We start from the raw sequence: 25,524 nt of genomic DNA, 5'->3' as shown, positions 1-25,524 counted from the left end.
TTTGTGCTTTTTTCAAGTGAAATGGAAGATATTCGGAAAGTGAGTGAGGGCGTGGGAACTATTAATAATCCACATGATAAATATTTCAAAGAAACCCTTGGCAATATAGAAATCGCAGAAGACTTTATAAAAAATTATTTACCAGATGAAATTTTGGGTATAATAGAATTAAGTACATTAAAACCAAAAAAGGACAGTTTTATTTCGAAGGATTTGGAAGAAACGTTTTCAGACTTATTATTTTCAGTAACAATCAATGGCTATAATGGATATATTTATTTCTTATTTGAACATAAAAGTTATCTTTCAACCAATGTATCATTTCAGCTTTTAAAATATATGATAGAAATATGGGAAAACAAGATAAAGAAGGAAAATTCATATGAGCTACCGATTGTGATCCCATTAGTCATTTATCATGGACAAAAGAGTTGGGATATTGCTAAAACACTTGGAGACGTTATTGTTGGATACAATGATTTAACACCAAATATACAAAAATATGTTCCAAATTACGAGTATCTTATTTATGACCTGAACAGTTTTGGTATGAAAGATATAAAGGGAAAAGTTGAACTTAGAATTTTTCTTGATATTATCAAACATATACAATCACCAGATGAAGAACAATTTATTGCATCATTTAAACGGGGTATTGAAGCATTTCTTAAACTTAAAGAGAAGCCAACAGTTATGGGTTATTTTAAACCTTTATAAAGTATGTATTAAATGCGAGGCAGAATTTTACTGCTAAACAAGCAGTCAATATAGCAAGAAAAATCTCTGCGAAAGGAGGTTCTATAGTAATGACAGCGGCTGAAGAACTTAGGAAAGAAGGAAGAAGAGAAGGTAAATTAGAAATAGCAGAAAAAATGATTCAGCTAAAAAAAGATATTTACGAAATTATTGAATTAACAGGATTATCTGAAGAAGATATAAATAAAATTAAACGAAATCTAAAATAATCATGCAGTCTATCTGCATGATTATTTTACTTACTTGTTATTATTCAAAAATACCTCCAAAACTATATACCTTAAATATGAAACCAGAAAATTTTCTTTGAAGGAAATTAAACTTAGAACTTTTTAACATTGCGGAATATCTTTGTGGAAAGGGTTCTATAGTAATGACGGCGACCGAAGAGTCTAGGATAGAAGGAATAAAAGAAGGTAAATTAGAAATAGCAGAAAAAATGATTCGGCAAAAAAAGGATATTTACGAAATCATACTTGCCAAATAGAAATCCAAAATCTATATTGAATGATATTGAATGAAAAACGATTATATATTTAAATTTCAATCAGAAAAAATTCATTTTTTTAAAAAAGAAAGCCCTTGAAACGGGGAAGTATCAAGGGCTTTCAAGGCTTGTATCATATCACATCAAGAAACGCAGGGGAATTATGACTACAAGAACATCATAGATAGTGTTCTCTATATCATATCACATCAAGAAACGCAGGGGAATTATGACCCATCATAAACGATAAAATGGTTTGAACCTATCATATCACATCAAGAAACGCAGGGGAATTATGACACTGCCCTTGATAGTTGCGACAGGAGCACCATCATATCACATCAAGAAACGCAGGGGAATTATGACCATGATATAGAGTTTATTAAATGCACGCTTATCATATCACATCAAGAAACGCAGGGGAATTATGACGTGTTTTGAAACTTCTGTATATAATAATGAATCATATCACATCAAGAAACGCAGGGGAATTATGACAATTCGTGACGTGTTAATTTACCAGTACCCATCATATCACATCAAGAAACGCAGGGGAATTATGACCTTATCTTTTCTAACTTATCTACACTCTGAATCATATCACATCAAGAAACGCAGGGGAATTATGACCTTTTCCCGAGCATTTGTTGCGCTAGACGCATCATATCACATCAAGAAACGCAGGGGAATTATGACTCATTATGATGCAACATATCACTACCAATCATCATATCACATCAAGAAACGCAGGGGAATTATGACTCTACAATCACATGTTAAATCGACGGTAACATCATATCACATCAAGAAACGCAGGGGAATTATGACGCTTGAATACTCTTCCTTGAATCAAATGTTATCATATCACATCAAGAAACGCAGGGGAATTATGACCCCTGTAATTATATCTAGTAACATAAGCAAATCATATCACATCAAGAAACGCAGGGGAATTATGACACAAAGTTGTCCAACTCTCTAAACGTTTGAATCATATCACATCAAGAAACGCAGGGGAATTATGACTTTTTATCCCGAACGCCGTCCATATAAACAATCATATCACATCAAGAAACGCAGGGGAATTATGACGTTCACAGTCATGAGTTCTTCTTCTGGTACATCATATCACATCAAGAAACGCAGGGGAATTATGACGTTTCTCTAATCAAGGTCATTTGAGTGCCGATCATATCACATCAAGAAACGCAGGGGAATTATGACCGTAGAAGCGACCTCGTCTAGTCGTGTAGGATCATATCACATCAAGAAACGCAGGGGAATTATGACTCTTCTCTATTTCAGCATTATTCTTATCGAATCATATCACATCAAGAAACGCAGGGGAATTATGACTTTATTTTCATTGTCCGTTTCGTGAATGAATCATATCACATCAAGAAACGCAGGGGAATTATGACATTACATTCGCAAGTATAATCACCACTAAAATCATATCACATCAAGAAACGCAGGGGAATTATGACAATTGCTCTTGATCTGCTTTAAATTGATTTATCATATCACATCAAGAAACGCAGGGGAATTATGACTAACCAAGGGGAACAGTATTGTGCACGTTTATCATATCACATCAAGAAACGCAGGGGAATTATGACCAGTTTTAAAGAATTCCACGACAATAGTTTATCATATCACATCAAGAAACGCAGGGGAATTATGACTTTCATTGAGGTTTAACATTATTTTTACAATCATATCACATCAAGAAACGCAGGGGAATTATGACTCAATACTTGATTTTTGTTCCTCTTTGTCAATCATATCACATCAAGAAACGCAGGGGAATTATGACTTCCCCATTTTATGAGGTTTTACTTGAATGATCATATCACATCAAGAAACGCAGGGGAATTATGACAATGAACCTGATGTCTTTTCCGCACGGAATGATGGAGCATTGATTTTTTTTCCTTGAGACCAGCCGCGAGCTTGTAATTGAATAGTTCTATTGTCTCGTCAGTGATATTTTTTGAATCTTGGATCCCCATTTCTTTCAATAAATCAATCTGTTCTTTCCTGACATACACTGCGCATGTAGTAATTGGTAATTGGACCGAAATAATCTCCGGTACCTGATTCATCTGAACCGATATGATTATTATAGAGTAGGGATTCAGGTGGTATATAGGTTGAATTTTGTTTCCCATTAGATGTTTTTGTTGTATACTCTAAAGGTTCTCCCCATTTTACAACTTCCACTTCTGGTCTAGCCCCTTGGAAAAGCACTTTACCAGATTTATAAGCTGTTATTACTGGTATCGCCAGTGCACGCCCGAAAAACTGCTCCAGGAGGTGAATTCTCAAGCGATTCTTTATATGCTTTTTTCATTTGGTCAATCGTTTCATTTGTAAAAATTTCGGTGATTTTTTCCCCAATTTTTACCCACCTTTCACGTAAAGCGTAAAAAAAATATATACCGTTTCCTAAATGTCGATTTTCATGTTAAAATTAATTGTACCACTTTATGCAGTAGTAGGCACGAAATGATGATGTTCTGCTATAATGGGAGGAACGTTAGTGTGACTCGAGAAAATAAAGAACGTAAAAAAATAGATGTTAAAATCAATCGAAGAAAGTATACGATTGTAGGTACTGAATCAAAAGAACATATGGAATTAGTTGCTAAATTAGTGAATGATAAAATGGGTGAAATCTATCAAGTTAATAAACATTTAGATACAACACAATTGGCAGTACTTACAGCAATTAATACAATGAATGATTACTTAAAATTAAAAGCAGATTATGAAGATCTAGTAACATTAATAGAAGAGGAAGAATAAATGATATCAATAATTATTTTACTTGTTTTGATTTTTGGTTTTTTTATGGGACTTAAACGTGGATTTATTTTACAATTAATGCATTTGGTTGGTTTTATTATTGCTTTTATTGTAGCGATTCTATACTTTCGTAAATTAGCAAGCCATTTGCCGTATTGGATACCGTATCCAGAGTTTAGCTCTGACCAAGTTTGGGCAGTCTTTTTAAACAGTATGCCGCTTGAAAATGCGTTTTATAATGCGATTGCTTTTGCCATTATCTTTTTTGCTACAAAAATTATTTTACAAATTATTGCGTCCATGCTCGACTTTCTAGCAAATTTACCTGTGCTTCGGCAACTTAATAAATTACTAGGCGCAATTTTAGGGTTTGTTGAAGTTTATTTTATTACGTTTCTTATTTTATTTGTTCTAGCACTCTTGCCGATGGAGGCAATTCAGGTAAGAATTAAGAGTTCTTTTCTTGCGACATTAATTGTGGAGCATACGCCGATTTTATCAAAAGCTATGGAAAAGTTATGGTTTACAGATGTATTAAGTATTTTATATAACTGATGAGAAAACGAAGACTGATTGCATATGAGATCAGTCTTTTTCCATGATTTGTAGGGAGAGATTAATAATGGGACTAAACAAAAAAGATATTGTACAATTTTTAGAAAAAATAGCAACCTATTTAGAGCTAAAAGGAGAGAACCCGTTTCGTATAGCCGCATATAGAAAAGCCGCTCAAGGTCTTGAACGTGATGTACGTTCATTAAATGAGATCGATGATTTTACTGAAATTCCTGGAATTGGTAAAGGCACTAATGATTTGATTCAAGAATTTCTTGAAACGGGGACTTCAGAAACTTTACTAACATTGGAAAAAGAAATACCGGATGGCCTCATTCCTTTATTGAAGTTACCAGGTTTAGGTGGAAAACGGTTAGCGGTTTTATATAAAGAATTAGATGTAGTTGATGCGGATACACTTAAGCTCGCATGTATGGATGGGCGAGTCGAAAAAGTAAAAGGCTTTGGAAAAAAGACAGCAGAAAATATTGTAGAGGCTCTAAATAATCAAGAGACAAGACCGGAACGTTTACCGGTTGCATATATGCTCGAGCTTGCTAGTGTGATTGAAAAGTATTTGGAAGGGATTCCGGAAATACAGCAATTCAGTATCGCGGGAAGTTTAAGACGGTTACAAGAGACGATAAAAGATATTGATTTTATTATTGCTACAGAGGAAGCTGAAAGAGTAAGGGAAGCAATTCTAAAAATGGATTTGATTCAAGATGTTATTGCAAGTGGGGATACAAAAGTTTCGGTGACGTTAGTGGATCAATATGAAGTAAATGTAGATTTCAGACTTGTGAAAAAAGAGGAGTTTTACACTACGCTACACCATTTTACCGGTTCAAAGGCTCATAATGTAAAAATGCGGCAACTTGCAAAACAACGTGGTGAAAAAATTAACGAATATGGTATCGAGGTGGAAGAAACAGGAGAAGTTCTACATGTTGATTCAGAGAAAGCCTTTTTCAATCACTTCGACATTCATTATATCCCACCTGAAATCCGTGAAGATAAAGGTGAGGTTGAGGCGTTTAAGGAGGAAGTTGAGTTATTAGAGCATGACGAAATCCGCGGTGATCTTCATATGCATACAACTTGGAGCGATGGTGCCGAATCACTAGAAGAAATGGTGAATCATGCACGGGGAAAAGGGTATGAATATATTGCCATTACCGATCACTCTAAATTTTTACGGGTTGCCAATGGATTAACTGAATCAAGACTTCGAAAACAACGGGAAGAAATAGCGTTGTTAAATGATAAGTATGATGATATTCATATATTTTCTGGTGTGGAAATGGACATTTTACCGAATGGGGAATTGGACTTTTCAACTGAGTTTTTAAAAGAAATGGACTTTGTTATTGCGGCAATTCATTCAAGTTTTGACCAATCTGAAGAAAAAATTATGAACAGACTATACAATGCACTAGAAAACCCATACGTTGATCTAATTGCCCATCCGACAGGGCGTATTATTGGACGTCGGTCAGGTTATAAGGTGAATGTTGGAAAATTGATAGAACGGGCAAAAGAAACGAATACATGTCTTGAACTAAATGCAAATCCGCAGCGTTTCGATCTTGCTACGGAATGGTTGGAAGCAGCACAAGATACCGGTGTAACAATAGCGATCAATACCGATGCACATCGTGGTGGAACACTCGCGCATATGGATTATGGTGTAAAAATGGCAAGAAAAGCTTGGTTAAAACCAGAAACTGTATTGAACACTTGGAAAAAAGAGAAACTAATGGAGTATATTAATCGCAATAAATAGTGTAGCTTTTAAGGAGAATGTTTTTTATGAATGAACGGACATTACATGTATTGGAATTTAATAAAGTGATTGATTTATTACTGGAAGAGACCGCTTCATCAGTTGGTAAGGAAGCGGTACAAAAACTTACGCCACAAACCGATATCGAAATTGTACAACGCCTTCAAAACGAAACAGATGAAGCGCTACATGTTTTAATGTTGGATAAGACTGTACCTTTTTCTCAAGTATACGATATTACGGAAAGTCTGAAACGAAGCCGAATTGGAAGCATGTTAGATACGACGGAGTGTTTACAAGTTGCGCAAACGATTTATACTGGGCGAAATTTGAAAAGTTTTATTGAAAATGTAGAAGAAAGTTTCCCTCTACTAGAGGAAATAGCAGAAGAAATTACGCCATTAAAATTTTTAGAAAAAGAAATTAAACGTAAAATTGATGATCATGGTGATATTGTTGATGATGCATCAGCAAAATTAAGAGGAATCCGTCAAACAATTCGTACGTATGAAACTCGTATTCGTGAGCGACTGCAACAATTAACAAGAACAAAAAGCAAAATGTTATCAGATGCGATCGTAACAATTCGAAATAATCGCTATGTTTTACCTGTAAAACATGAATATCGAAGTGCAATTGGAGGAATCGTTCACGATCAATCTTCCTCTGGACAAACTCTTTTTATGGAGCCGCGCGCTGTAATTGATTTGAATAACCAGCTGCAACAAGCAATTTTGCAAGAAAAACAAGAAATAGATGTAATTTTACAACAGTTAACGTCAGAAATAGCAACGCATGAAGAATCTTTACTTATTAATATAAAGGTTATCGCAAATTTAGACTGTATTTTTGCAAGAGCTAGGTTAGCCGTTAAAATGAAAGCTGCTAAGCCGACATTAAATGAACAGGGAATTATTGACATGAAACAGGCTAGACACCCACTTATTCCGATGGAGCATGTCGTTGCAAGCGATATTGCTATCGGTGATGATTACCATGCGATCGTAATTACTGGTCCGAATACCGGGGGAAAAACAGTCACATTAAAGACAATTGGGCTCTGTACATTAATGGCGCAGTCCGGCCTCCAAATACCAGCATTCGATGGTTGTAAACTAGCTGTCTTTAATAAAGTATTTGCAGATATTGGTGATGAGCAATCGATCGAACAAAATTTAAGTACATTTTCTTCGCATATGACGAATATAGTAAACATAATGGAACAAGTTGATGAAAAATCGCTAGTTTTATTCGATGAACTTGGTGCCGGTACAGACCCCCAAGAAGGAGCAGCACTGGCGATGGCAATATTAGATAAAGTAATTAACTGCGAAGCACGAGTAGTGGCTACAACGCATTATCCGGAATTAAAAGCATATGGGTATAATAGAGAGTTTGTCATGAATGCTTCTGTGGAATTTGATGTGGAAACATTACGCCCTACGTATCGTTTATTGATGGGAGTACCAGGTCGAAGTAATGCATTTGAAATTTCGGATCGTTTAGGGCTCCGAAAAGAAATTATTGAGCATGCAAAGAGTTATCTAGGTGTCGATTCCAAGAATGTCGAAAATATGATTGCAGCTTTAGAAAAGTCAAGAAATGAAGCTGAAAAGAAACTAGAGGAAGCGAATCGTATTTTAGAAGAAAGTGAACAGCTTCGTGCAGATTTGCAAAAAGAATGGAATACGTTTGAACAGAAAAAGATGGAGCTATATAAAAAAGCGGAAGAAAAAGCAGAAAAAGCGCTCCAAAAAGCAAGAGAAGAAGCTCAAATTATCGTCGATGAAGTTCGCCAAATGAAAGATAAAGCAATGTGGAAAGAGCATGAATGGATTGAAGCAAGAAAAATGTTGGATGAAGCCCAGCCCGAACTCGTTAAAGGTGAAAAAAGAGAAGATGTTCAAGCTGATCAACAAGAGCTCGAAGTAGGCGATGAAATTAAACATAAAACATTACAACAAACAGGTCAAGTTATTGAAAAGAAAAATAAAAATGAGTATGTGATCCAAGTTGGCGTGATGAAAATAACTGCGAAACGAAAAGATCTTGTTTTTGTAAAAAAAGCAAAAGACGAAAAAGCCGATTCCCCATCTCGCCCTGTATCACATATGATTTCTTCCCGCGGGGGGACAGTAAAAACAGAGCTTGATCTACGAGGAGAACGCTATGAAGATGCACTGTTAAAATTAGAAAAGTACATTGATGATGCGCTTGTCCAAGGGTACCCGCGAGTGACGATCATCCATGGTAAAGGTACTGGAGCACTTAGAAAAGGGGTAGAAAAATATATTCAATCACACCCCTTTATAAAATCACATCGTTTAGGTGGGCAAAATGAAGGAGGAAGTGGTGTTACAGTTATTGAATTTCAATAAAGGACTAAACATGACATATTAATACAAAATTGAACAAACATTCATTATTATATTGAATTACTATTCATTTTATGATAGACTTTGAGAAACGATTGTCTGATAAGGATCTTTCTCTATAATGGAGGATAACAATGGTACTCGATAAACTAGCAAAAATACTTATTTCGGTCGCAGTTGTTTTTATAATTGTTGGTGTCGCTTATTGGATTTTTTCGTAAAAAAATGGCAGAATTGTTGAAGGAACCTCATGAATGGATTAGCATCTAAGAACTTCGCTTCTGACAGTTTTATGTGTCATTTTAAATTTAGTATGGGGGGATAAAGATGGATAAAGAAAAGCCTTGGATAAGGCATTATCCAGAAGAAATTCCTACTACGCTTCAGTATGACGAAATCCCACTTTACCAGTTTTTATTGGAAAGTGGTAAACGTCATACGGCAAAGAAAGCGCTTCATTTTATGGGAAAAGAAATTTCTTTTGGTGAGTTATTGAAACAAGCAAAGCAAATGGCAAGTTTTCTACAGTCAATCGGATTAAAAAAAGGTGATCGAGTTGCTAGTATGTTACCTAACTGTCCACAAACTGTCATAACGTATTATGGGACATTGATGGCGGGTGGAGTAGTTGTTCAAGTAAACCCTTTATATACGGAAAGGGAGCTAGAGTATCAAGTAAAGGATTCAGGAGCAAAATACATCGTTTGTTTGGATATCCTATTACCACGGGTTTCCGGTGTGCGGGATAAAACGGATTTAGAGCATGCAATTGTCACACGGATAAGTGACTTTTTACCGTTTCCCAAAAATCTCATTTACCCATTTATTCAAAAGCGTCAGTATAATATGGTAGTTAAAGTAGAAGAATCTGCAGATACACATGTTTGGAAAAAGGTATTTGAAAGCGTTTCCGACTCGTATGAAGAAGTTGAAATTGATCCAAAGGAAGACTTAGCATTACTGCAATACACTGGTGGGACGACAGGAAAACCGAAAGGAGTTATGCTCACCCATTATAACTTAGTTACAAATGTACAGATGTGTAATGCTTGGCTTTATAAGTTGAGAAATAGTCAAGAGATAGTTCTTGGTGTTTTACCGTTTTTCCATGTATATGGAATGACAACCATAATGAATTTATCTATTATGTATGGTTCAAAAATGATTTTAATGCCAAAATTTGATGCAGAAGAAGTTTTGAAAACGATCGAAAAATTAAAACCAACCTTATTCCCTGGTGCTCCAACCATTTATATCGGACTGTTAAACCATCCGAATCTTGAAAAATATGATTTATCATCAATTGAAGCATGTATTAGTGGATCTGCTTCACTGCCACTTGATATACAACAGCGGTTTGAAAAAATAACAGGTGGACGGCTTGTGGAAGGGTATGGCTTAACTGAAACGTCACCTGTCACACATGCCAATTTCATTTGGGGTAACCGAGTTCATGGTAGTATAGGGGTGCCTTGGCCTGATACAGAAGCAATGATTGTTAAGGAAGGAACACTTGAAGAATTACCAGTTGGTGAAGTTGGAGAAATTGCTGTCAGAGGTCCTCAAATAATGAAAGGGTATTGGAACAGAGAAGAAGATACAAAGGAAGTATTGAAAGAAGATGGTTGGTTATTAACGGGCGACATGGGACGAATGGATGAAGAAGGATATTTCTATGTTGAAGATAGAAAGTCTGATATGATTATTGCTGGTGGTTTTAATATTTATCCAAGAGAAGTAGAAGAGGTATTGTTTGAGCATACGGGAATACAGGAAGCTGCGGTTATTGGAGTCCCTGATGCATATCGAGGAGAAACAGTTAAAGCAATCATTGTTCCTAAAAAAGGAGAAAAGTTAGACGAAAAGCAATTAAATCGATATTGTCGAAAAAATTTAGCACCTTATAAAGTACCGCGAATCTACGAGTTTCGTGATGAACTACCAAAAACAATCGTTGGAAAAGTTTTAAAAAGACAACTAATTGAAGAGTCGATTGATGCGATAGAAGAAGATAAAAAAGTAAATTAATTTATGGACATATACAATATAGAGCAAGGAATGAGGACTACTTTGTAATAGTTTTCTTTAAGTAGATATAGATAGAGAAAATAACTATGCGTTTTCATTCGGGTAGATATCTTTATTGACATAATGAAATGAAAACGCTACAATTACTTATGAATGACCAATCATTCATAAGTAATTTTTTATTAAAGTGAGGGGAGTTCTAATGAACAAAGAACGGCCAAAATATAAACAAATTATCGATGCTGCAGTAATAGTAATAGCTGAAAATGGATATCATGCTTCCCAAGTGTCAAAGATTGCTAAACAAGCAAATGTAGCGGATGGAACTATTTATTTATATTTTAAAAATAAAGAAGACATATTAATTTCAGTATTTAAAGAGAAGATGGGTCATTTTATAGAAATGATTGATAATGCAACAAGTGAGCAAAAATCAGCCAGTGATAAACTGTTAACATTAATTAACATGCATTATAAACTACTTTCAGAATCGCCACATTTAGCGATTGTAACACAACTAGAATTGAGACAATCAAAACCCGAATTACGAAAAGAGATTAATAAAGTACTTAAATCATATTTAACTGTTATGGATGAAATCATACAGCAAGGAATCGAGGAAAATGAAATAAGAAAAGATATGAATCCACAAATAATAAGGCAAATGATTTTTGGAACACTTGATGAAACGGTTACTACTTGGCTAATGAAATCTCAGCATTACTCACTTTTAGATCAAGCAGAAGAAGTTCACGAGCTTTTAACGAAAGGATTTTTCAAATAGTTTATGATCCCCTCAAAAACATGAAGTTTTGTTAAGGAATTATATATTTTGGTTATTACCTATGATTAAGGAGGAATAAGGTGAGTACATTATCGTTAGTTATTGAAGATCACATTGCAACTATTACGATCAACAGCCCACCTGCCAATGCACTTTCCACAACATTATTAAAAGACCTTAAGGTACAGTTAGATCAGATTGAAAAGGAGGATACAGTAAAAGCTGTTATTTTAACAGGGGAAGGCAGGTTTTTCTCGGCAGGAGCAGATATTAAGGAATTTACTTCTTTACAAGCAGCTTCTGATTATGAGTCTCTTGCAAAAATGGGGCAAGATTTATTTTCCCGAATGGAGAGATTTCATGTACCGATCATTGCTGCGATTCACGGTGCATCTTTGGGTGGTGGGTTAGAGCTCGCTTTAGCTTGCCATATTCGCTTAGTTACGAAAACTACCAAGCTTGGTTTACCAGAAATTACGCTTGGAATTATTCCAGGATTTGCAGGGACACAGCGGCTACCTCAATTTGTTGGAATCCCTAAAGCATATGAGATGATCTTAACAGGGGATACAGTAACAGGTGAAGAAGCGGTTCAACTTGGACTTGCAAATAAAGCTGTTGATGATGAACAGTTACAAAGTGAAGCAAGAAATTTAGCAGAAAAGATAGCGGCAAAAAGTAAACCGGCTATTACAAGAATAATGGAATTAATTCCATATGCAAAAGTTGCTTCTTTCCAAGCAGGAACAGATCAAGAAGCGAAAGCCTTTGGAGAAATTTTTGGCAGTGAAGATGCTACAGAAGGTATTCAAGCATTCATCGAAAAACGAAAGCCAAAATTTAAAGACAGATAAAAAAGTTTGAAAATTGGTCACAGCTTGTTTGACGTTGTCAGCTTATAATAAAGATAAGATAGGGAGGAATTAAATATGAATATCTACGTTTTATTAAAAAAGACATTTGATACCGAAGATAAGATTGTTGTTACCGATGGAGAAATTGAAGATGATAGCGCTGAATTTATCATTAACCCTTATGATGAATATGCGGTGGAAGAGGCAATTGTCCAGCGTGATGAGCACGGGGGTGAAGTAACCGTTGTGACAGTGGGAGATGAAGATTCCGAAAAACAATTGCGCACTGCGCTTGCGATGGGTGCGGATAAGGCAGTTTTAATTAATACGGAAGATGATCTTGAAGAAGGAGATCAATTTACTACGGTTAAAATCTTAGAAGCATTTTTTGAAGATAAAGAAGCTGACTTAATTTTAGCTGGAAATGTTGCAATTGATGAAGCGAGTGGACAAGTTGGGCCACGGTTAGCAGAAAGATTAGATATTCCATATATTACTACTATTGTTGGGCTCGATATAGAGGGAGAAACGGCTCATATTGAAAAGGACGTAGAAGGGGATGTCGAAAAGATCGATGTCAATTTACCGCTTCTTGTCACATGTCAACAAGGACTTAATGAACCAAGATACCCTTCTTTACCAGGAATTATGAAAGCGAAGAAAAAACCTTTAGAAGAATTAGAAATTGATGACTTAGATCTTGATGAAGATGATTTGGAACCAAAAACGGAAACGGTTGATATCTTTTTACCTCCTGAAAAACAGGCTGGTCGTATTTTAGAAGGGGACATCGAAGATCAAGTAAAAGAATTAGTATCTTTATTAAAAAATGAAGCGAAAGTACTGTAAATAAGGGTGAGAAGGGAGAAGTAAAGATGAGCGATAAAATATTAGTTATTGGTGAATCAAGAGAAGGTGTTTTACGAAATGTTAGCTTTGAAGCAATTGCAGCTGCTAGGAAAATGAACGATAATGCAGAAGTAGTAGCACTTCTGCTAAGTGATGGTGAGCTGGAAGACCAAGCTCAGGAAATGATTTATTACGGTGCGGATCGTGCAGTAACTGTGAAGCATGAAAATTTGAAAAATTATACGTCTGAAGGTTATGGACAAGTGGTTTTGGAAGTAGTTGACGAAGAGACTCCTGACGCAATCATTATGGGTCACACTGCCATTGGGAAAGATTTAACTCCAAAAATTGCAAGTAGACTAGAATTAGGTCTTGTCTCCGATGCAACAGAAATTGAAACAGACGGTGAGGATGTAATTTTTACAAGACCGATCTATTCTGGAAAAGCATTTGAGAAAAAGGTAATTAAAGAAGGTATAACTTTTGCTACAATTAGACCGAATAACATCGCTGCTCTTGAGAAAGATGAATCTCGCTCTGGAGAGATTCAGGCAAAAGACGTCGATGTAAAAGATTTGCGTACGGTTATTAAAGAAGTGATCCGTAAACAGTCTGAAGGTGTCGACATGTCTGAGGCAAGCGTTGTTATCGCTGGTGGACGTGGCGTCAAAAGTGCAGAAGGTTTTGAACCACTATATGAATTAGCAAATTTATTAGGCGGTGCAGTGGGAGCTTCTCGTGGGGCGTGTGATGCTGAGTACTGTGATTATTCCTTACAAATCGGGCAGACTGGAAAAGTTATTACACCTGATTTATATATTGCAGTTGGGATCTCTGGAGCTATCCAACATTTAGCCGGAATGTCTAACTCGAAAGTAATCGTTGCGATTAACAAAGATCCGGAAGCAAATATTTTTAACATTGCTGATTACGGAATTGTTGGCGATTTATTTGAAGTTATTCCTTTACTTACAGAAGAATTGAAGCAACAGATAGGGTAAGAGCAAAAAATCTGATCGCAATAAAATAGGCGATCAGATTTTTTAACAAAATGTTACGTTTTTTTACTGATGAATGATCTACTTAACATAATATAAAGTGAAGAAAGAAGATGCTTAGTGGCTCTCCGCATGAAAAGTGGGCAGAAAAGATGTTGATTGGCTCTCTCCGGATGCGTAGTGGCCGTAAAAGATGCAAAGTAAAGTGGCTCTTTTAGATATACTTAGTGGTCTAAAAGACGAGGAGACTCTTATGAGATGCGCTGGTTGGAAATGATACGAAATGGTTTTCTACAGTAGTATTCGTTTAAAGCCATACATGTATAAGCAAACTACTAGCAAGGTAAAACTAACGGTGATATAATCGAATGCAGAATCAATCAAGATTGAAATGGAGGAGTTTAAATGGCAATTGCAGAAGTAACTGATCAAAACTTTGCACAGGAAACTACGGATGGGCTAGTACTTGTCGATTTTTGGGCACCATGGTGTGGTCCTTGTAAAATGATTGCTCCGGTTCTTGAAGAACTTGATGGAGATATGGGTGAGAAAGTTAAAATTGTTAAATTAAATGTTGATGATAACCAAGAAACAGCTGGAAAATATGGTGTAATGAGTATTCCAACTTTACTTTTAATGAAGGATGGTAATGTTGTAGACCAAGTTGTAGGTTTCCAGCCGAAAGAAGCGCTAGCAGAACTAGTTAACAAACACGCATAAGACGTAAGTTAATTAAGATAAAATCCCTTGCTCCTCTAATGAGGCAAGGGATTATCTTTGTTGGCAGTAAGAAAGTATATACATATTTCTTTCTGCATAAGTGCAACTAAGGCATTTCGCCTAAAGGCTTGCACTCAAGAGCATAAGTGCAACATCACCTCTGTCTTTCGGCATTACGGCTCTAAGGAAGGCCGACTAAGAACCAGGCTTTGCGCCTGACGTCGGCATACCCTAGTGATAAGGGCATGATTTCTTTAACGAATGCCAAGTTTACTATAATCATTTATAAGTAAGGGGGGATCCCGATGGACGTTACCATTCACGAGAAATTGAAAGTCTTACCTGCAAAACCAGGCTGTTATTTAATGAAAGACAAACATGGCACTGTTATTTATGTAGGGAAATCAAAAATGTTACGAAACCGCGTCAGGTCTTACTTTATTGGGGCACACGACGAGAAGACACAGCGACTTGTGATGGAAATTGTAGACTTTGAGTATATTGTTACTTCCAGTGAAATTGATGCACTTATATTAGAAATGAATTTAATAAAAAAATATGATCCTAAATATAATGTCATGCTTAAAGATGACAAGAGTTATCCTTATTTAAAAATAACGAATGAACGGCATCCGCAATTATTAATTACACGAAAAATAAAAAAAGATGGTGGAAAATATTTCGGACCATATACAAATGTAATTGCTGCACGAGAAACAAAGAAATTATTAGACAGACTATATCCGCTTCGCAAATGTAATAACCCACCTGGTCGTTATTGTTTGTATTACCATATGGATCAATGTTTAGCATGTGGCGAAGAGGCTGTTCCAAAAGAAAAATACGATAAGATTATCCAGGAAATAAGTAGTTTTTTACATGGCGGATATAAGGAGATAAAAAAAGATTTACAAGAAAAAATGCTAACCGCAAGTAATGAACTCAATTTTGAAAGGGCACAAGAATTTAGGGATCAGATTACCCATATTGAAGCAGTGATGGAACAACAAAAAGTGACATTAAATGAAAAGGTAAACATTGATATATTTGGATATAGCTTTAATAAAGGCTGGATGTGTGTTCAAGTATTTTTTATTCGCCAAGGAAAATTATTAGAACGTGATGTAGCGATCTTTCCTTATTATACAGAAGCGAAAGATGCGTTTATTAGTTTCATTGGACAGTTTTATCTACATCAACGTAATTTAAAACCAAAACAAGTGTTAGTCCCGATTGGCACTGATGCAACTTTAATCAAGGAACTGTTAGAAATAGATGTGCATACACCTTTTAGAGGACAAAAGAAAGAACTTGTCGAATTGGCAGGTAGAAATGCGCAAATTGCTTTGGAAGAACGCTTTTCTTTAATCGAACTCGATGAAGAACGAACAATTAAATCTGTTGAAAGGTTGGGTGAGTTATTGAATATTGAAACACCACGAAGAATCGAAGCATTTGATAACTCAAACATCCAAGGTACCGATCCAGTTTCGGCAATGGTTGTTTTTATTGATGGGAGAGCAACTAAAAATGAATACCGAAAATATAAAATTAGACATGTCGAAGGACCAGACGATTATGAGACAATGCGAGAGGTTATTAGGCGCAGGTACAAAAGAGTTTTAATTGAAAATCTACCTTTCCCAGATTTAATTATTGTCGATGGGGGAAAAGGACAAATGTCAGCAGCAAGAGATGTACTTGAAAACGAACTTGGGTTATCTGTTCCACTATGTGGATTAGTCAAAGATGAAAGACATAAAACAGGTGAATTGCTATATGGAGATCCTCCAACAGTAGTTCCTCTTGAGAGAAGATCCAATGAATTTTATTTAGTACAACGAATTCAAGAAGAAGTGCATCGGTATGCTATAACATTTCACCGTCAATTACGTGGAAAGGGAGTTATGCAATCTGAATTGGACAAAATTCCTGGTGTTGGTGCAAAAAGACGAAACCTTCTTTTAACTCATTTTAAATCTATAAATGCAATCAAGGAAGCAACGATTGAAGACATCACTAAACTTGGGATTCCTATAAATGTTGCCGAAAATGTGTTGGAAAACTTAAATGAACAGCCCGATAATCGGTCGGACGAATAGGGGATAACGATTCATTTCTAAAGGTTAAATATTTAGGTGTAGAATTATAAAAGGTTATAGAGGATGTTCAAAAAGTCCGGTAAAAATGACACTGCGAATTTCGCACGAATGCTTGTTTCTCCGCTCCTTGAAAAAGGGAAATCACTTTTTCTGCGTGCTAGAAGCGTTTCCTTGGAAAAGAAGATCACTTTTTCTGCGTGCCAGATCTTTGCTCATGTATCTAAATGCATACATCCCGCTGCTCGAAACTGCGCCGCCTCGAACTTCTTGATCCTTTTTATCCTTCTTTTTATACGAAAATGGGAGTTTTCATACATCGCGGTGTCTGTAAAGACATAGGAGTTTTGAACGCACTTATACCTTTATTTGCTGAAAAAATGGAAAACGGTCACAAAACATGATATTCTGTGACCTTGATATTAGAGTAAAACAGATTTAATTCCTTTATCGTCTATTATTCCGATTGATTATTAATCAGTAAAATACAATTTATATTCCACTCGGAACAATCTTTCATTAACTGTTTCTGTGCATTCAGCTGGACGTCCAGTTACATTTTGCATTGCTTCTGCAATAAAACCAGCTTCTAAACGGAAATCTACTTCAATAGAAGCTTGCATGCGTTTTACAATATCATCAGACATTAAATGAAGAATCATATGATTTTTTTTATCTTTAATTAGTTCCAGGTTTCCCCAGCGGAACTTTTTAAATAAATAAATAACATCGTCGAAACTTCCAATATGTATTTTCCTAGCGAGATTACGACCGATAAAATATAATAATGTATCTCTTTCATGACCAAGAAAGCTAGGTAAACTAATGTACCTAAGAATATCTTGACCAATCGTTTCGGAATTAAACTCATCTAGCGTAGAGAGCGAGATTAAGTTTCTGTCCATCTAAGTCATCCTTTACATATATAATTTATTTGTAACGCTTATATTATATCATAGTTTCGTAGATTAATATTATGTTAATATATTGGGATAAAACGTCGATTAGCTGAGTCTTAAGTGCTAAAATGTTATACTCTTTTCGTTTATATGTAATACTATATGTGTAAAATTAATACCCCTTTTCTTGACGCTTTTTCTAGTTAGAAGTACAATAAAGAAGAATTCAATAAACACTGGTTTTCAATTAAGGATGGGTGATGAATTAACTTTAGAGGCATATTTTTATATTGACCACTATTTTAAAAAGAGTCGTAAATAATATTTATAAAACCTATTTATAAACCTGTTGTGCAATTTTTTAAAAAATTTATATAAAAAATAAGTTAAGGAGGGAGTAACACATGGTGGATCATCGAGAATATTTTTACCGAAGACTGCATTCACTTTTAGGTGTTGTTCCAATTGGTATCTTTGTTGTACAACACTTGATTGTGAACCATTTTGTTGTTTATGGAGAAAAGAGCTTTAATAAGGCAGCTGGATTTATGGGTTCACTTCCATTTGTACTTGTATTGGAGATTGTAGTTATTTATTTACCGATTTTATTTCATGCCATTTTAGGAGTATACATCGTACTTGTGACTCGTAATAATACAAGAAAATACGGTTATTTCCGTAACTGGATGTTCTTATTACAGCGTATATCGGGTGTTATTACACTTATTTTCATTGCATGGCATGTATGGCAAACAAGAATTCAAGTTGCACTAGGGAATGCTGAAGTGAACTATCAATTAATGGAAGGAATCTTAACTCAGCCATTCTATTTCTGGTTTTATATCATTTCTATTCTCGCTATCGTATTCCATTTAGCGAATGGATTATGGAGCTTCTGTGTTTCATGGGGAATTGCACAATCTCCACGTTCACAACAAATCATTACATACGCAACAGTTATTGTTTTCTTAGTAGTTAGTTATATTGGAATTAGAACGATCATTGAATTTGGAATGGGAGCATAATTACTTAGAGGAGGGAGTATAAACAATGAGTAACCGAAAAGTAGCAATAGTAGGTGGCGGACTTGCTGGATTAATGGCAACGATCAAAGCTGCTGAAGCTGGCGTTCAAGTAGATTTATTTTCTATCGTACCAGTAAAACGCTCTCACTCTGTTTGTGCCCAAGGTGGAATTAATGGTGCGGTAAATACAAAAGGGGAAGGTGATTCTCCTGATATTCACTTTGACGATACAGTTTATGGTGGGGACTTTTTAGCAAACCAACCACCTGTAAAAGCAATGTGTGACGCAGCACCAAGTATTATTCATATGCTTGACCGTATGGGTGTTATGTTTAACCGTACTCCTGAAGGTCTACTTGATTTTAGACGTTTTGGAGGTACACAGCACCATAGAACAGCATATGCTGGGGCAACAACAGGTCAGCAATTATTATATGCACTAGATGAACAGGTTCGTCGTTTTGAAGTAGAAGGACTTGTAACAAAATATGAAGGATGGGAATTTCTCGGTGCAGTCATCGATGATGAAGGCGTTGGTAGAGGAATTGTCGCACAAAATATTAAGAGTCATGAAATTAAATCATTCCCTTCTGATGCAACGATTTTAGCAACAGGCGGGCCGGGAATTATCTTTGGTAAATCAACGAACTCGATTATTAATACTGGGTCTGCAGCGAGCATTTTATATCAGCAAGGTGCGAAATATGCGAATGGTGAATTTATCCAAATCCACCCGACAGCAATTCCAGGAGATGACAAATTACGTCTCATGAGTGAATCTGCTCGTGGTGAAGGTGGTCGTGTATGGACATATAAAGATGGAGAACCTTGGTATTTCTTAGAGGAAAAATATCCTGCATATGGTAACCTAGTTCCTAGGGACATTGCTACTCGTGAAATTTTTGATGTCTGTGTGAATCAAAAGTTAGGAATTAACGGGGAAAACATGGTTTATCTCGATCTTTCCCATAAAGATCCAAAAGAGCTTGATATTAAATTAGGTGGAATCATCGAAATTTATGAGAAGTTCGTTGGAGAAGACCCTCGTAAAGTTCCAATGAAAATTTTCCCTGCCGTTCACTATTCTATGGGTGGATTATGGGTTGACTATGATCAAATGACCAATATTCCTGGTATTTTTGCAGCTGGTGAGTGTGATTATTCACAGCATGGTGGAAATAGACTTGGAGCAAACTCATTATTATCCGCTATTTTTGGTGGAATGGTTGCCGGTCCAAAGGCAATTGAATATATCGATGGGTTAGATAAACATGTGACGGACATGGGACCTGAATTATTTGATGCTCGTGAAAAAGAAGAGCAAGAGAAATTTGAAGCACTTCTCAAAATGGATGGAACAGAAAATGCCTATCAATTACACCAAGAGCTTGGTGAATGGATGACAGATAACGTAACAGTAGTTCGGGAAAATGATCGCCTAGAAAAAACAGATGAAAAACTTCAAGAATTACTAGAGCGTTGGGAAAATATTAATGTAACTGATACATCTCAGTGGAGTAACCAAGGTGTTATGTTTACTCGTCAGCTAAGAAATATGATTGAGTTAGCTCGTGTTATTACACTCGGTGCTTTAAAACGTGATGAAAGTCGTGGAGCTCATTATAAACCAGAATTCCCTGAGCGTGACGATGAGAATTTCTTAAAAACAACTATTGCATCATATAAAAATGGTGAACCAGAAATAACATATGAAGACGTAGATGTTTCATTAATTCCACCGAGAAAACGTGATTATTCTAAAAAAAGTGAAGGGAGCAAAAAATAATGGCTGAACAAAAAACTGTTACTTTTATTATAACAAGACAAGACAGCCCTGATTCCTCCCCTTACGAAGAGACTTTTAATGTACCTTATCGTAAAAATATGAACGTAATTTCTGGACTTATGGAAATCCAAAAAAATCCAGTTAATGCTAAAGGGGAAAAAACTACTCCAGTACAGTGGGACATGAACTGTTTAGAGGAGGTTTGTGGTGCTTGTTCCATGGTTATTAATGGAACAGCACGTCAATCTTGTGCGGCTCTAGTTGACAAACTAGAGCAACCAATACGCTTAGCACCGATGGATACATTTCCTGTTGTACGTGATTTAATCGTTGATCGGGAGCGTATGTTTGACGCCCTAAAACGAATTAAAGCATGGATTCCAATTGACGGTACGTACGATCTTGGACCTGGACCTCGTATGCCAGAGAAAAAGCGTCAGTGGGCTTATGAACTATCTAAATGTATGACATGTGGAGTATGTTTAGAGGCTTGCCCAAACGTTAACGCTAAATCAAACTTTATTGGACCAGCTGCATTATCCCAAGCACGATTATTTAATGCGCACCCAACAGGTGAAATGAATAAAAGTGAACGTTTGGATGGATTAATGGAAGATGGTGGGATTACAGGTTGTGGAAACGCACAAAACTGCGTCCAAGTTTGTCCAAAAGGTATTCCTTTAACAACCTCTATTGCAGCAATGAATAGAGCAACGGTTGCGCAATCATTTAAAAATTTCTTTGGTAGCGACAATGCTCACTAATTCATAATTGATGAAAGAACCCCTTATCTACTCGAGGTAAGGGGGTTCTTTCATCTTTATTGTTTCGCTATTTAGATAGCCACTTTACATGTTGGAATGTGATTAAATTAGCATCCATATGTTGGTACAACCTATTAGCGTCTATTGGCAGACTTAGTAAATTTTTTTCACTTATATTAATTTAATTGTAAAGTACGTTTCGCTTCCATTACTGCATCGATTACATAATCTGCAGTTATAACCTCAGCACCTTCAACTAGATCTTCTTTATTTACACCATTATGTTCCATACAGGATGAACATACTTTTAATTTGCCACCCTTATCAAGAAATGCCTTTAGTAGCTCATCAATTGGTGAAAAAGGAGCACCGATATCGATTTTTTCCGCATATCCTTTTTCTGCTACATGTACCGCATTTGAAAGTAGCATTATTTCTGTATGATGATTTTTCTCGAGCGCTTTAACTCCCATTGTAAATGCAATTGTTACATTGTTTTCATCATTCTCATGAGCTGTAAGTGTTATTAGTAAATCAGTTTCGCTCATTAAAATCCCTCCTTATATTTAATATACCCTTCCAGGTATGATTGTAACGTTACATATATTGTAAGTCAATATAATTGATTCATTAGGGTTGCGCTTTCATTTTAATTGTTTTCATATTATAATGGGTGAACAATCATTCATTTGAAAGGGCGAATATTATAATGGATTTAGATACGAAGTCATTAAGTGAAATTTGGGATGAAATTGAAAAAATAGCTAATGAACGACCTGAGTTAATTAAAGATTTAAATGCAAGTTATATTTTTGAAATCACAGGAGATGATGCTGGTACATATGGATTAATTTTTAAAGATGGAAGTGCATTAGTTGATACAGATAAAAATAATTCAGCTGATTGTACACTTACGATGAATGTAAAGAACTTTAAAAAATTATTGCAAGGAAATTTAAACTCAGCATCAGCATATATGACAGGCAGGCTGAAAGTTAAAGGTAATATTGGTTTAGCGTTAAAACTCGAAAATCTTTTAAAAAAATTTGATGTTTAGGAAGGGGGATATTCCATGCAACATATTTCATATATAAACGATTTTAAACAATGGAAAGAAGAGTTCTCATTTTATATTGATATTACTATTCGTTTTTCAGAAACTGACATGTTTGGACATGTAAATAACGTCTCACCGTTTATTTATTTTGAAGAAGCGCGAATTGAATATATGAAACATTTAGAATTATTTACGAATCTAATGAATCCAGAGTCTATTCCAGTTGTCGCTGATTTACAATGCGATTATCATAGACAAATATTTTTTGGAGAAACAATCAAACTCTTTGTAAAGACTGACTCGATTGGGAACAGTTCACTGGATCTACATTATTTAGCGATAAATGAGTCAGATGAAGTCTGTTTAACGGGAAGAGGGAGATTGGTGAATGTAAATCCCACAACAGGAAAATCACAAAATCTACCCGAATCTATAAAAGAAAAGTTAATGGTTAAGTAGATTTATAAATAGAATTTTGTATATGCTCACTGCTATAATGAAGAGGTAATATTGTTCTAACATATAGGAGTGAGCAACAATTTCAGAAGAAGAATTAACAGAAATAGCAAGTAATTTTTTACAAGAATGCTACGGAATAACTTTAACTATACCTATTAAGCGAAATAATCGACTTAGAACAACATTAGGTAGATTTGTTGTTTCTTATGATCAACGTCCACTACGTATTGAGATAGCGGGAAATACACTTGAATATGGTACAGATGATGTGATAATAGGAATTTTAAAACATGAATGCATCCATTATGCATTTCATATGATGAAGAACCCAAGCAGTGATGGCCATCCATTATTTGAATCGGAGTTAATAAAACACGGTGCACCAAGTACGAAATCAACAAAAATCGGAAAACATTTCGTTTTTAAGTGTAATGCTTGTGGTAAGGAAAGTGAAACGAGGCTGAAGCAGCTAAATCGTACGCCACATAGATATCGCACATCATGTTGTCAGTCAAGCCTTACGGTAGTAGGAGAAAGAATTTATGATGGAACTTAATCCATATTTAAATAGTAAGAGAAAGACTGATCAATGTATAACGATCAGTTTTTCTTATCGTGTATGGAGTACGGCAAATAGCAGATGCATTGGTGTATAATCCTTGTTTACTAACGTTGAGATAATCCTCCAAATGGTCAGTCAATCGAATTTTCTTTACATAATCAAGAAGAGACAAGATTCCTCCGTAGGATGTAGCGTGTTCCAAAGTTGGTTCAATAGAACTCTTCCAATACTAGTAATTTTGAAGCAACTTATAGCAGTTACAAAGATAGTGTAAAAAGTATGTCTCAAGCAAAGCATTAATAGGTTGAATACAATGCATTCTTTTTCAGGAAAAACTGCTAATGAAGCGAAGAACTATTTTAACGATTTTCATAAACACTTTTAAAATCGTTTGAGAATTTATTTACTGGCCTCGAAGAACATTTAAAAGACCATTTGAACAGCAAATAGTAGATTCATTGGTGTTAAAATACTTTCTGTTTTATAGCTTTAACTCTCCCATCCTAATAAGTTCAATTACTGCCTGGGCTCTTCCTTTAACACTAGCTTTTGGATTGCGTTTGTGATGGATAGTGATTGCGAACTGTTTCACTCTTATAATAAAAATAGTTAACTGTCGCAATAAAATAATCATTTTCTCTCTGAAATTTTACATCATGATAATTATCTAAGGTTAAATTCTTTAGTAAATCCTGTGATCTCACTTTAGATTCGTACATTTCTTCATAAATATTCTGTAATTCCGATGGTGCATTAACCATAATCCTCTATCCATTTTGAACGAGTAGCAACGATTTCTTTTGTGATAGTTGTAATAGCCGTAACTGTCTCCTAAAGGCTGTTGTATTTTTTTATTAATCTCATAGCTGTTTGTTTTGACATATGGTATCATGTCCTATTAAGATACTAATAATGCGGTCTGGTAAAAGAACGGAATAAAAAGCCTATTGCTTTTTATGACCTTTAAAGAAGCGACGGCATGCCCCACAAAGTAATTATAATTGCTTGTGTGAACCAAGATCGTACATAAAACGCTAGAAAGGAAGTCTTTGTAGATAAAGCATAGTTTTATCGTTATTAGCCAATTATTTTCTGTATTTTTGATTCTACTTTGAAAAGACGGTTGTTTAATACTACGATGTCTGCATCGTTGTCATTTGTTTTATTTTCTATTGTTTTTAAAATGGCTAAGACATCTTCATTTACTGCATGGTCAATGCGTTCAATACTATCTTTAATAGTAGTTACATCGCTTTGAATATAATCCGTTTTTGTATCTAGTTTTTTTAGATGATTTGTTACTGTTTCCATTTCATTCTTCATCGACTTCATATCATTTTCCATTGATTCTAACTTTTTTAAAACTAAATCTAGTTTTGCATCGCTCATTTAAATTCATCCTTTAATATATTTTTAAAACTTTATTGAATACTGTAAAAATGATGTAAATGGTTATATGATATCTCATACAGTTTATTTATAAAAATTTACAATAATTCCTTTACTCTTTTTATTCCTAACATAATTAGCAATTGAACTAACATTCATCATTATTTACCGAAATAATAGCACATTTGAACAATACGTGTTTAAAAATGAAGTATATTATTAATTATTGGTGTTTTAGCTTTAAAAAATAGTCTTGTTGCATAAGACGCCAATTCTTGATGGTTATTATAACATACTAATTATTGCAATCACTAGTCACTACATAAATTTGCTGTAAATTTATTATTTGCAAATTGTCGTTAAAATTATTACATTTTGTTGGGGGAATCAACAATTGATTATGAATTCATTGAACTTTTCAGTCTAAAGAAATTTACGCTAGATAAAAAAATTGATTAACATAAAATTAGCCCAAAAAAACTAA

General features: G+C 35.2%; 23 protein-coding genes, 2 pseudogenes and 1 CRISPR repeat array. Of the genes and pseudogenes, 19 read left to right on the top strand and 6 right to left on the bottom strand.

Annotation, left to right across the window (positions count from 1 at the left end; all coding sequences use genetic code 11):
- Window positions 1-39: 39 nt before the first annotated feature.
- Window positions 40-717, top strand: coding sequence for an Rpn family recombination-promoting nuclease/putative transposase (locus tag SPD89_RS09890; RefSeq protein ID WP_336261785.1), 678 nt, complete (start codon window positions 40-42; stop codon window positions 715-717).
- Window positions 718-806: 89 nt separating this feature from the next.
- Window positions 807-965, top strand: a complete 159-nt coding sequence (locus SPD89_RS09885) for a hypothetical protein (protein WP_336261784.1) — start codon at window positions 807-809, stop codon at window positions 963-965.
- A gap of 410 nt (window positions 966-1,375) precedes the next feature.
- Window positions 1,376-3,125: a CRISPR direct-repeat array (repeat unit 36 nt; unit sequence ATCATATCACATCAAGAAACGCAGGGGAATTATGAC).
- A 76-nt stretch (window positions 3,126-3,201) separates the two neighbouring features.
- Here the strand turns inward: SPD89_RS09885 and SPD89_RS23025 are convergent.
- Both SPD89_RS23025 and SPD89_RS09880 read right to left on the bottom strand, forming a co-directional pair.
- Window positions 3,202-3,255: pseudogene (locus SPD89_RS23025) on the bottom strand (hypothetical protein); the annotation flags it as partial.
- A gap of 13 nt (window positions 3,256-3,268) precedes the next feature.
- On the bottom strand, window positions 3,269-3,571 hold the full coding sequence (locus SPD89_RS09880; RefSeq protein WP_336261783.1) for a DUF3378 domain-containing protein: 303 nt from the start codon (window positions 3,569-3,571) through the stop codon (window positions 3,269-3,271).
- Between the two features lie 186 nt (window positions 3,572-3,757).
- On the opposite strand from SPD89_RS09880, the gene zapA reads away from it, so the two are divergent.
- The 11 genes from zapA (at window position 3,758) to uvrC (ending at window position 17,102) form a co-directional block, all read left to right on the top strand.
- Entirely contained in the window at window positions 3,758-4,051 is a 294-nt protein-coding gene (gene zapA, locus SPD89_RS09875; RefSeq protein WP_442961115.1) for a cell division protein ZapA, read from the top strand.
- Window positions 4,052-4,606, top strand: coding sequence for a CvpA family protein (locus SPD89_RS09870; protein ID WP_336261780.1), 555 nt, complete (start codon window positions 4,052-4,054; stop codon window positions 4,604-4,606). It abuts the gene before it with no gap.
- Window positions 4,607-4,673: 67 nt separating this feature from the next.
- Window positions 4,674-6,392, top strand: a complete 1,719-nt coding sequence (polX, locus tag SPD89_RS09865) for a DNA polymerase/3'-5' exonuclease PolX (RefSeq protein WP_336261779.1) — start codon at window positions 4,674-4,676, stop codon at window positions 6,390-6,392.
- A gap of 26 nt (window positions 6,393-6,418) precedes the next feature.
- Window positions 6,419-8,770: an endonuclease MutS2 gene (locus tag SPD89_RS09860; RefSeq protein ID WP_336261778.1), complete on the top strand. Its 2,352-nt coding sequence runs from the start codon at window positions 6,419-6,421 to the stop codon at window positions 8,768-8,770.
- Between the two features lie 324 nt (window positions 8,771-9,094).
- Window positions 9,095-10,795: a long-chain-fatty-acid--CoA ligase gene (locus SPD89_RS09855; RefSeq protein ID WP_336261777.1), complete on the top strand. Its 1,701-nt coding sequence runs from the start codon at window positions 9,095-9,097 to the stop codon at window positions 10,793-10,795.
- A 202-nt stretch (window positions 10,796-10,997) separates the two neighbouring features.
- Window positions 10,998-11,579: a TetR/AcrR family transcriptional regulator gene (locus SPD89_RS09850; RefSeq protein WP_336261776.1), complete on the top strand. Its 582-nt coding sequence runs from the start codon at window positions 10,998-11,000 to the stop codon at window positions 11,577-11,579.
- An 80-nt stretch (window positions 11,580-11,659) separates the two neighbouring features.
- Complete coding sequence (locus SPD89_RS09845; RefSeq protein WP_336261775.1) at window positions 11,660-12,433, top strand: enoyl-CoA hydratase; 774 nt, start codon at window positions 11,660-11,662, stop codon at window positions 12,431-12,433.
- A gap of 75 nt (window positions 12,434-12,508) precedes the next feature.
- Complete coding sequence (locus tag SPD89_RS09840) at window positions 12,509-13,282, top strand: electron transfer flavoprotein subunit beta/FixA family protein (protein WP_336261774.1); 774 nt, start codon at window positions 12,509-12,511, stop codon at window positions 13,280-13,282.
- Window positions 13,283-13,308: 26 nt separating this feature from the next.
- Window positions 13,309-14,283: an electron transfer flavoprotein subunit alpha/FixB family protein gene (locus tag SPD89_RS09835; RefSeq protein WP_336261773.1), complete on the top strand. Its 975-nt coding sequence runs from the start codon at window positions 13,309-13,311 to the stop codon at window positions 14,281-14,283.
- Window positions 14,284-14,685: 402 nt separating this feature from the next.
- Window positions 14,686-15,000 carry a thioredoxin gene (gene trxA / locus SPD89_RS09830; RefSeq protein WP_336261772.1) on the top strand — a complete coding sequence of 105 codons (315 nt, stop codon included), beginning with the start codon at window positions 14,686-14,688 and terminating at the stop codon, window positions 14,998-15,000.
- A 305-nt stretch (window positions 15,001-15,305) separates the two neighbouring features.
- A complete protein-coding gene (uvrC, locus tag SPD89_RS09825) occupies window positions 15,306-17,102 on the top strand; it encodes an excinuclease ABC subunit UvrC (protein WP_336261771.1) in 1,797 nt (598 codons plus the stop codon).
- A gap of 470 nt (window positions 17,103-17,572) precedes the next feature.
- On the opposite strand, the gene SPD89_RS09820 is transcribed toward uvrC, so the two are convergent.
- Window positions 17,573-18,004, bottom strand: coding sequence for a DUF2507 domain-containing protein (locus SPD89_RS09820; RefSeq protein ID WP_336261770.1), 432 nt, complete (start codon window positions 18,002-18,004; stop codon window positions 17,573-17,575).
- Window positions 18,005-18,402: 398 nt separating this feature from the next.
- Here SPD89_RS09820 and SPD89_RS09815 point away from each other — a divergent pair, with 398 nt between their 5' ends.
- The 3 genes from SPD89_RS09815 to sdhB are packed head-to-tail and all read left to right on the top strand — an operon-like array spanning window position 18,403 to window position 21,573.
- The gene (locus SPD89_RS09815; protein WP_336261769.1) at window positions 18,403-19,023 is read left to right on the top strand and encodes a succinate dehydrogenase cytochrome b558 subunit; all 621 of its coding nucleotides are present in this window, start codon (window positions 18,403-18,405) and stop codon (window positions 19,021-19,023) included.
- Between the two features lie 25 nt (window positions 19,024-19,048).
- Window positions 19,049-20,809, top strand: coding sequence for a succinate dehydrogenase flavoprotein subunit (sdhA, locus tag SPD89_RS09810; RefSeq protein ID WP_336261768.1), 1,761 nt, complete (start codon window positions 19,049-19,051; stop codon window positions 20,807-20,809).
- Window positions 20,809-21,573: a succinate dehydrogenase iron-sulfur subunit gene (gene sdhB / locus SPD89_RS09805; RefSeq protein WP_336261767.1), complete on the top strand. Its 765-nt coding sequence runs from the start codon at window positions 20,809-20,811 to the stop codon at window positions 21,571-21,573. Before sdhA ends, sdhB begins: the two co-directional genes overlap by 1 nt.
- Window positions 21,574-21,749: 176 nt before the next feature.
- On the opposite strand, the gene SPD89_RS09800 is transcribed toward sdhB, so the two are convergent.
- Window positions 21,750-22,121, bottom strand: a complete 372-nt coding sequence (locus tag SPD89_RS09800) for a DsrE family protein (RefSeq protein ID WP_336261766.1) — start codon at window positions 22,119-22,121, stop codon at window positions 21,750-21,752.
- 161 nt (window positions 22,122-22,282) lie between these two features.
- On the opposite strand from SPD89_RS09800, the gene SPD89_RS09795 reads away from it, so the two are divergent.
- The 3 genes from SPD89_RS09795 to SPD89_RS23020 all read left to right on the top strand — a co-directional run bounded on the left by SPD89_RS09795 (window position 22,283) and on the right by SPD89_RS23020 (window position 23,645).
- Window positions 22,283-22,630, top strand: coding sequence for an SCP2 sterol-binding domain-containing protein (locus SPD89_RS09795; RefSeq protein WP_336261765.1), 348 nt, complete (start codon window positions 22,283-22,285; stop codon window positions 22,628-22,630).
- 15 nt (window positions 22,631-22,645) lie between these two features.
- Window positions 22,646-23,089, top strand: coding sequence for an acyl-CoA thioesterase (locus tag SPD89_RS09790; RefSeq protein ID WP_336261764.1), 444 nt, complete (start codon window positions 22,646-22,648; stop codon window positions 23,087-23,089).
- 79 nt (window positions 23,090-23,168) lie between these two features.
- Entirely contained in the window at window positions 23,169-23,645 is a 477-nt protein-coding gene (locus SPD89_RS23020) for a SprT-like domain-containing protein (RefSeq protein WP_442961114.1), read from the top strand.
- A gap of 487 nt (window positions 23,646-24,132) precedes the next feature.
- Here the strand turns inward: SPD89_RS23020 and SPD89_RS23015 are convergent.
- Both SPD89_RS23015 and SPD89_RS09785 read right to left on the bottom strand, forming a co-directional pair.
- Window positions 24,133-24,218: pseudogene (locus SPD89_RS23015) on the bottom strand (helix-turn-helix transcriptional regulator); the annotation flags it as partial.
- A 510-nt stretch (window positions 24,219-24,728) separates the two neighbouring features.
- Window positions 24,729-25,040 (bottom strand): hypothetical protein, encoded by a 312-nt coding sequence (locus tag SPD89_RS09785; RefSeq protein ID WP_336261763.1) that lies wholly within the window; start codon window positions 25,038-25,040, stop codon window positions 24,729-24,731.
- Between the last annotated feature and the right edge of the window lie 484 nt (window positions 25,041-25,524).

The organism is Pseudogracilibacillus sp. SO30301A (genome assembly GCF_037072025.1).
Lineage (GTDB): Bacteria > Bacillota > Bacilli > Bacillales > Amphibacillaceae > Pseudogracilibacillus.
The sequence above is the reverse complement of the archived record's forward strand: the minus strand, read 5'-3'. Positions and strand labels throughout refer to the sequence as shown.

Coding starts and splice junctions, on each gene's coding strand:
- SPD89_RS09820 (WP_336261770.1), bottom strand. CDS start 18,004: ATGGACAGAAACTTAATCTCGCTCTCTACGCTAGATGAGTTTAATTCC.
- SPD89_RS09870 (WP_336261780.1), top strand. CDS start 4,052: ATGATATCAATAATTATTTTACTTGTTTTGATTTTTGGTTTTTTTATG.
- SPD89_RS09800 (WP_336261766.1), bottom strand. CDS start 22,121: ATGAGCGAAACTGATTTACTAATAACACTTACAGCTCATGAGAATGAT.
- SPD89_RS09850 (WP_336261776.1), top strand. CDS start 10,998: ATGAACAAAGAACGGCCAAAATATAAACAAATTATCGATGCTGCAGTA.
- SPD89_RS09795 (WP_336261765.1), top strand. CDS start 22,283: ATGGATTTAGATACGAAGTCATTAAGTGAAATTTGGGATGAAATTGAA.
- sdhA (WP_336261768.1), top strand. CDS start 19,049: ATGAGTAACCGAAAAGTAGCAATAGTAGGTGGCGGACTTGCTGGATTA.
- SPD89_RS09835 (WP_336261773.1), top strand. CDS start 13,309: ATGAGCGATAAAATATTAGTTATTGGTGAATCAAGAGAAGGTGTTTTA.
- sdhB (WP_336261767.1), top strand. CDS start 20,809: ATGGCTGAACAAAAAACTGTTACTTTTATTATAACAAGACAAGACAGC.
- polX (WP_336261779.1), top strand. CDS start 4,674: ATGGGACTAAACAAAAAAGATATTGTACAATTTTTAGAAAAAATAGCA.
- SPD89_RS09815 (WP_336261769.1), top strand. CDS start 18,403: ATGGTGGATCATCGAGAATATTTTTACCGAAGACTGCATTCACTTTTA.
- SPD89_RS09840 (WP_336261774.1), top strand. CDS start 12,509: ATGAATATCTACGTTTTATTAAAAAAGACATTTGATACCGAAGATAAG.
- SPD89_RS09790 (WP_336261764.1), top strand. CDS start 22,646: ATGCAACATATTTCATATATAAACGATTTTAAACAATGGAAAGAAGAG.
- SPD89_RS09855 (WP_336261777.1), top strand. CDS start 9,095: ATGGATAAAGAAAAGCCTTGGATAAGGCATTATCCAGAAGAAATTCCT.
- SPD89_RS09860 (WP_336261778.1), top strand. CDS start 6,419: ATGAATGAACGGACATTACATGTATTGGAATTTAATAAAGTGATTGAT.
- uvrC (WP_336261771.1), top strand. CDS start 15,306: ATGGACGTTACCATTCACGAGAAATTGAAAGTCTTACCTGCAAAACCA.
- SPD89_RS09885 (WP_336261784.1), top strand. CDS start 807: ATGACAGCGGCTGAAGAACTTAGGAAAGAAGGAAGAAGAGAAGGTAAA.
- zapA (WP_442961115.1), top strand. CDS start 3,758: ATGTTCTGCTATAATGGGAGGAACGTTAGTGTGACTCGAGAAAATAAA.
- trxA (WP_336261772.1), top strand. CDS start 14,686: ATGGCAATTGCAGAAGTAACTGATCAAAACTTTGCACAGGAAACTACG.
- SPD89_RS09785 (WP_336261763.1), bottom strand. CDS start 25,040: ATGAGCGATGCAAAACTAGATTTAGTTTTAAAAAAGTTAGAATCAATG.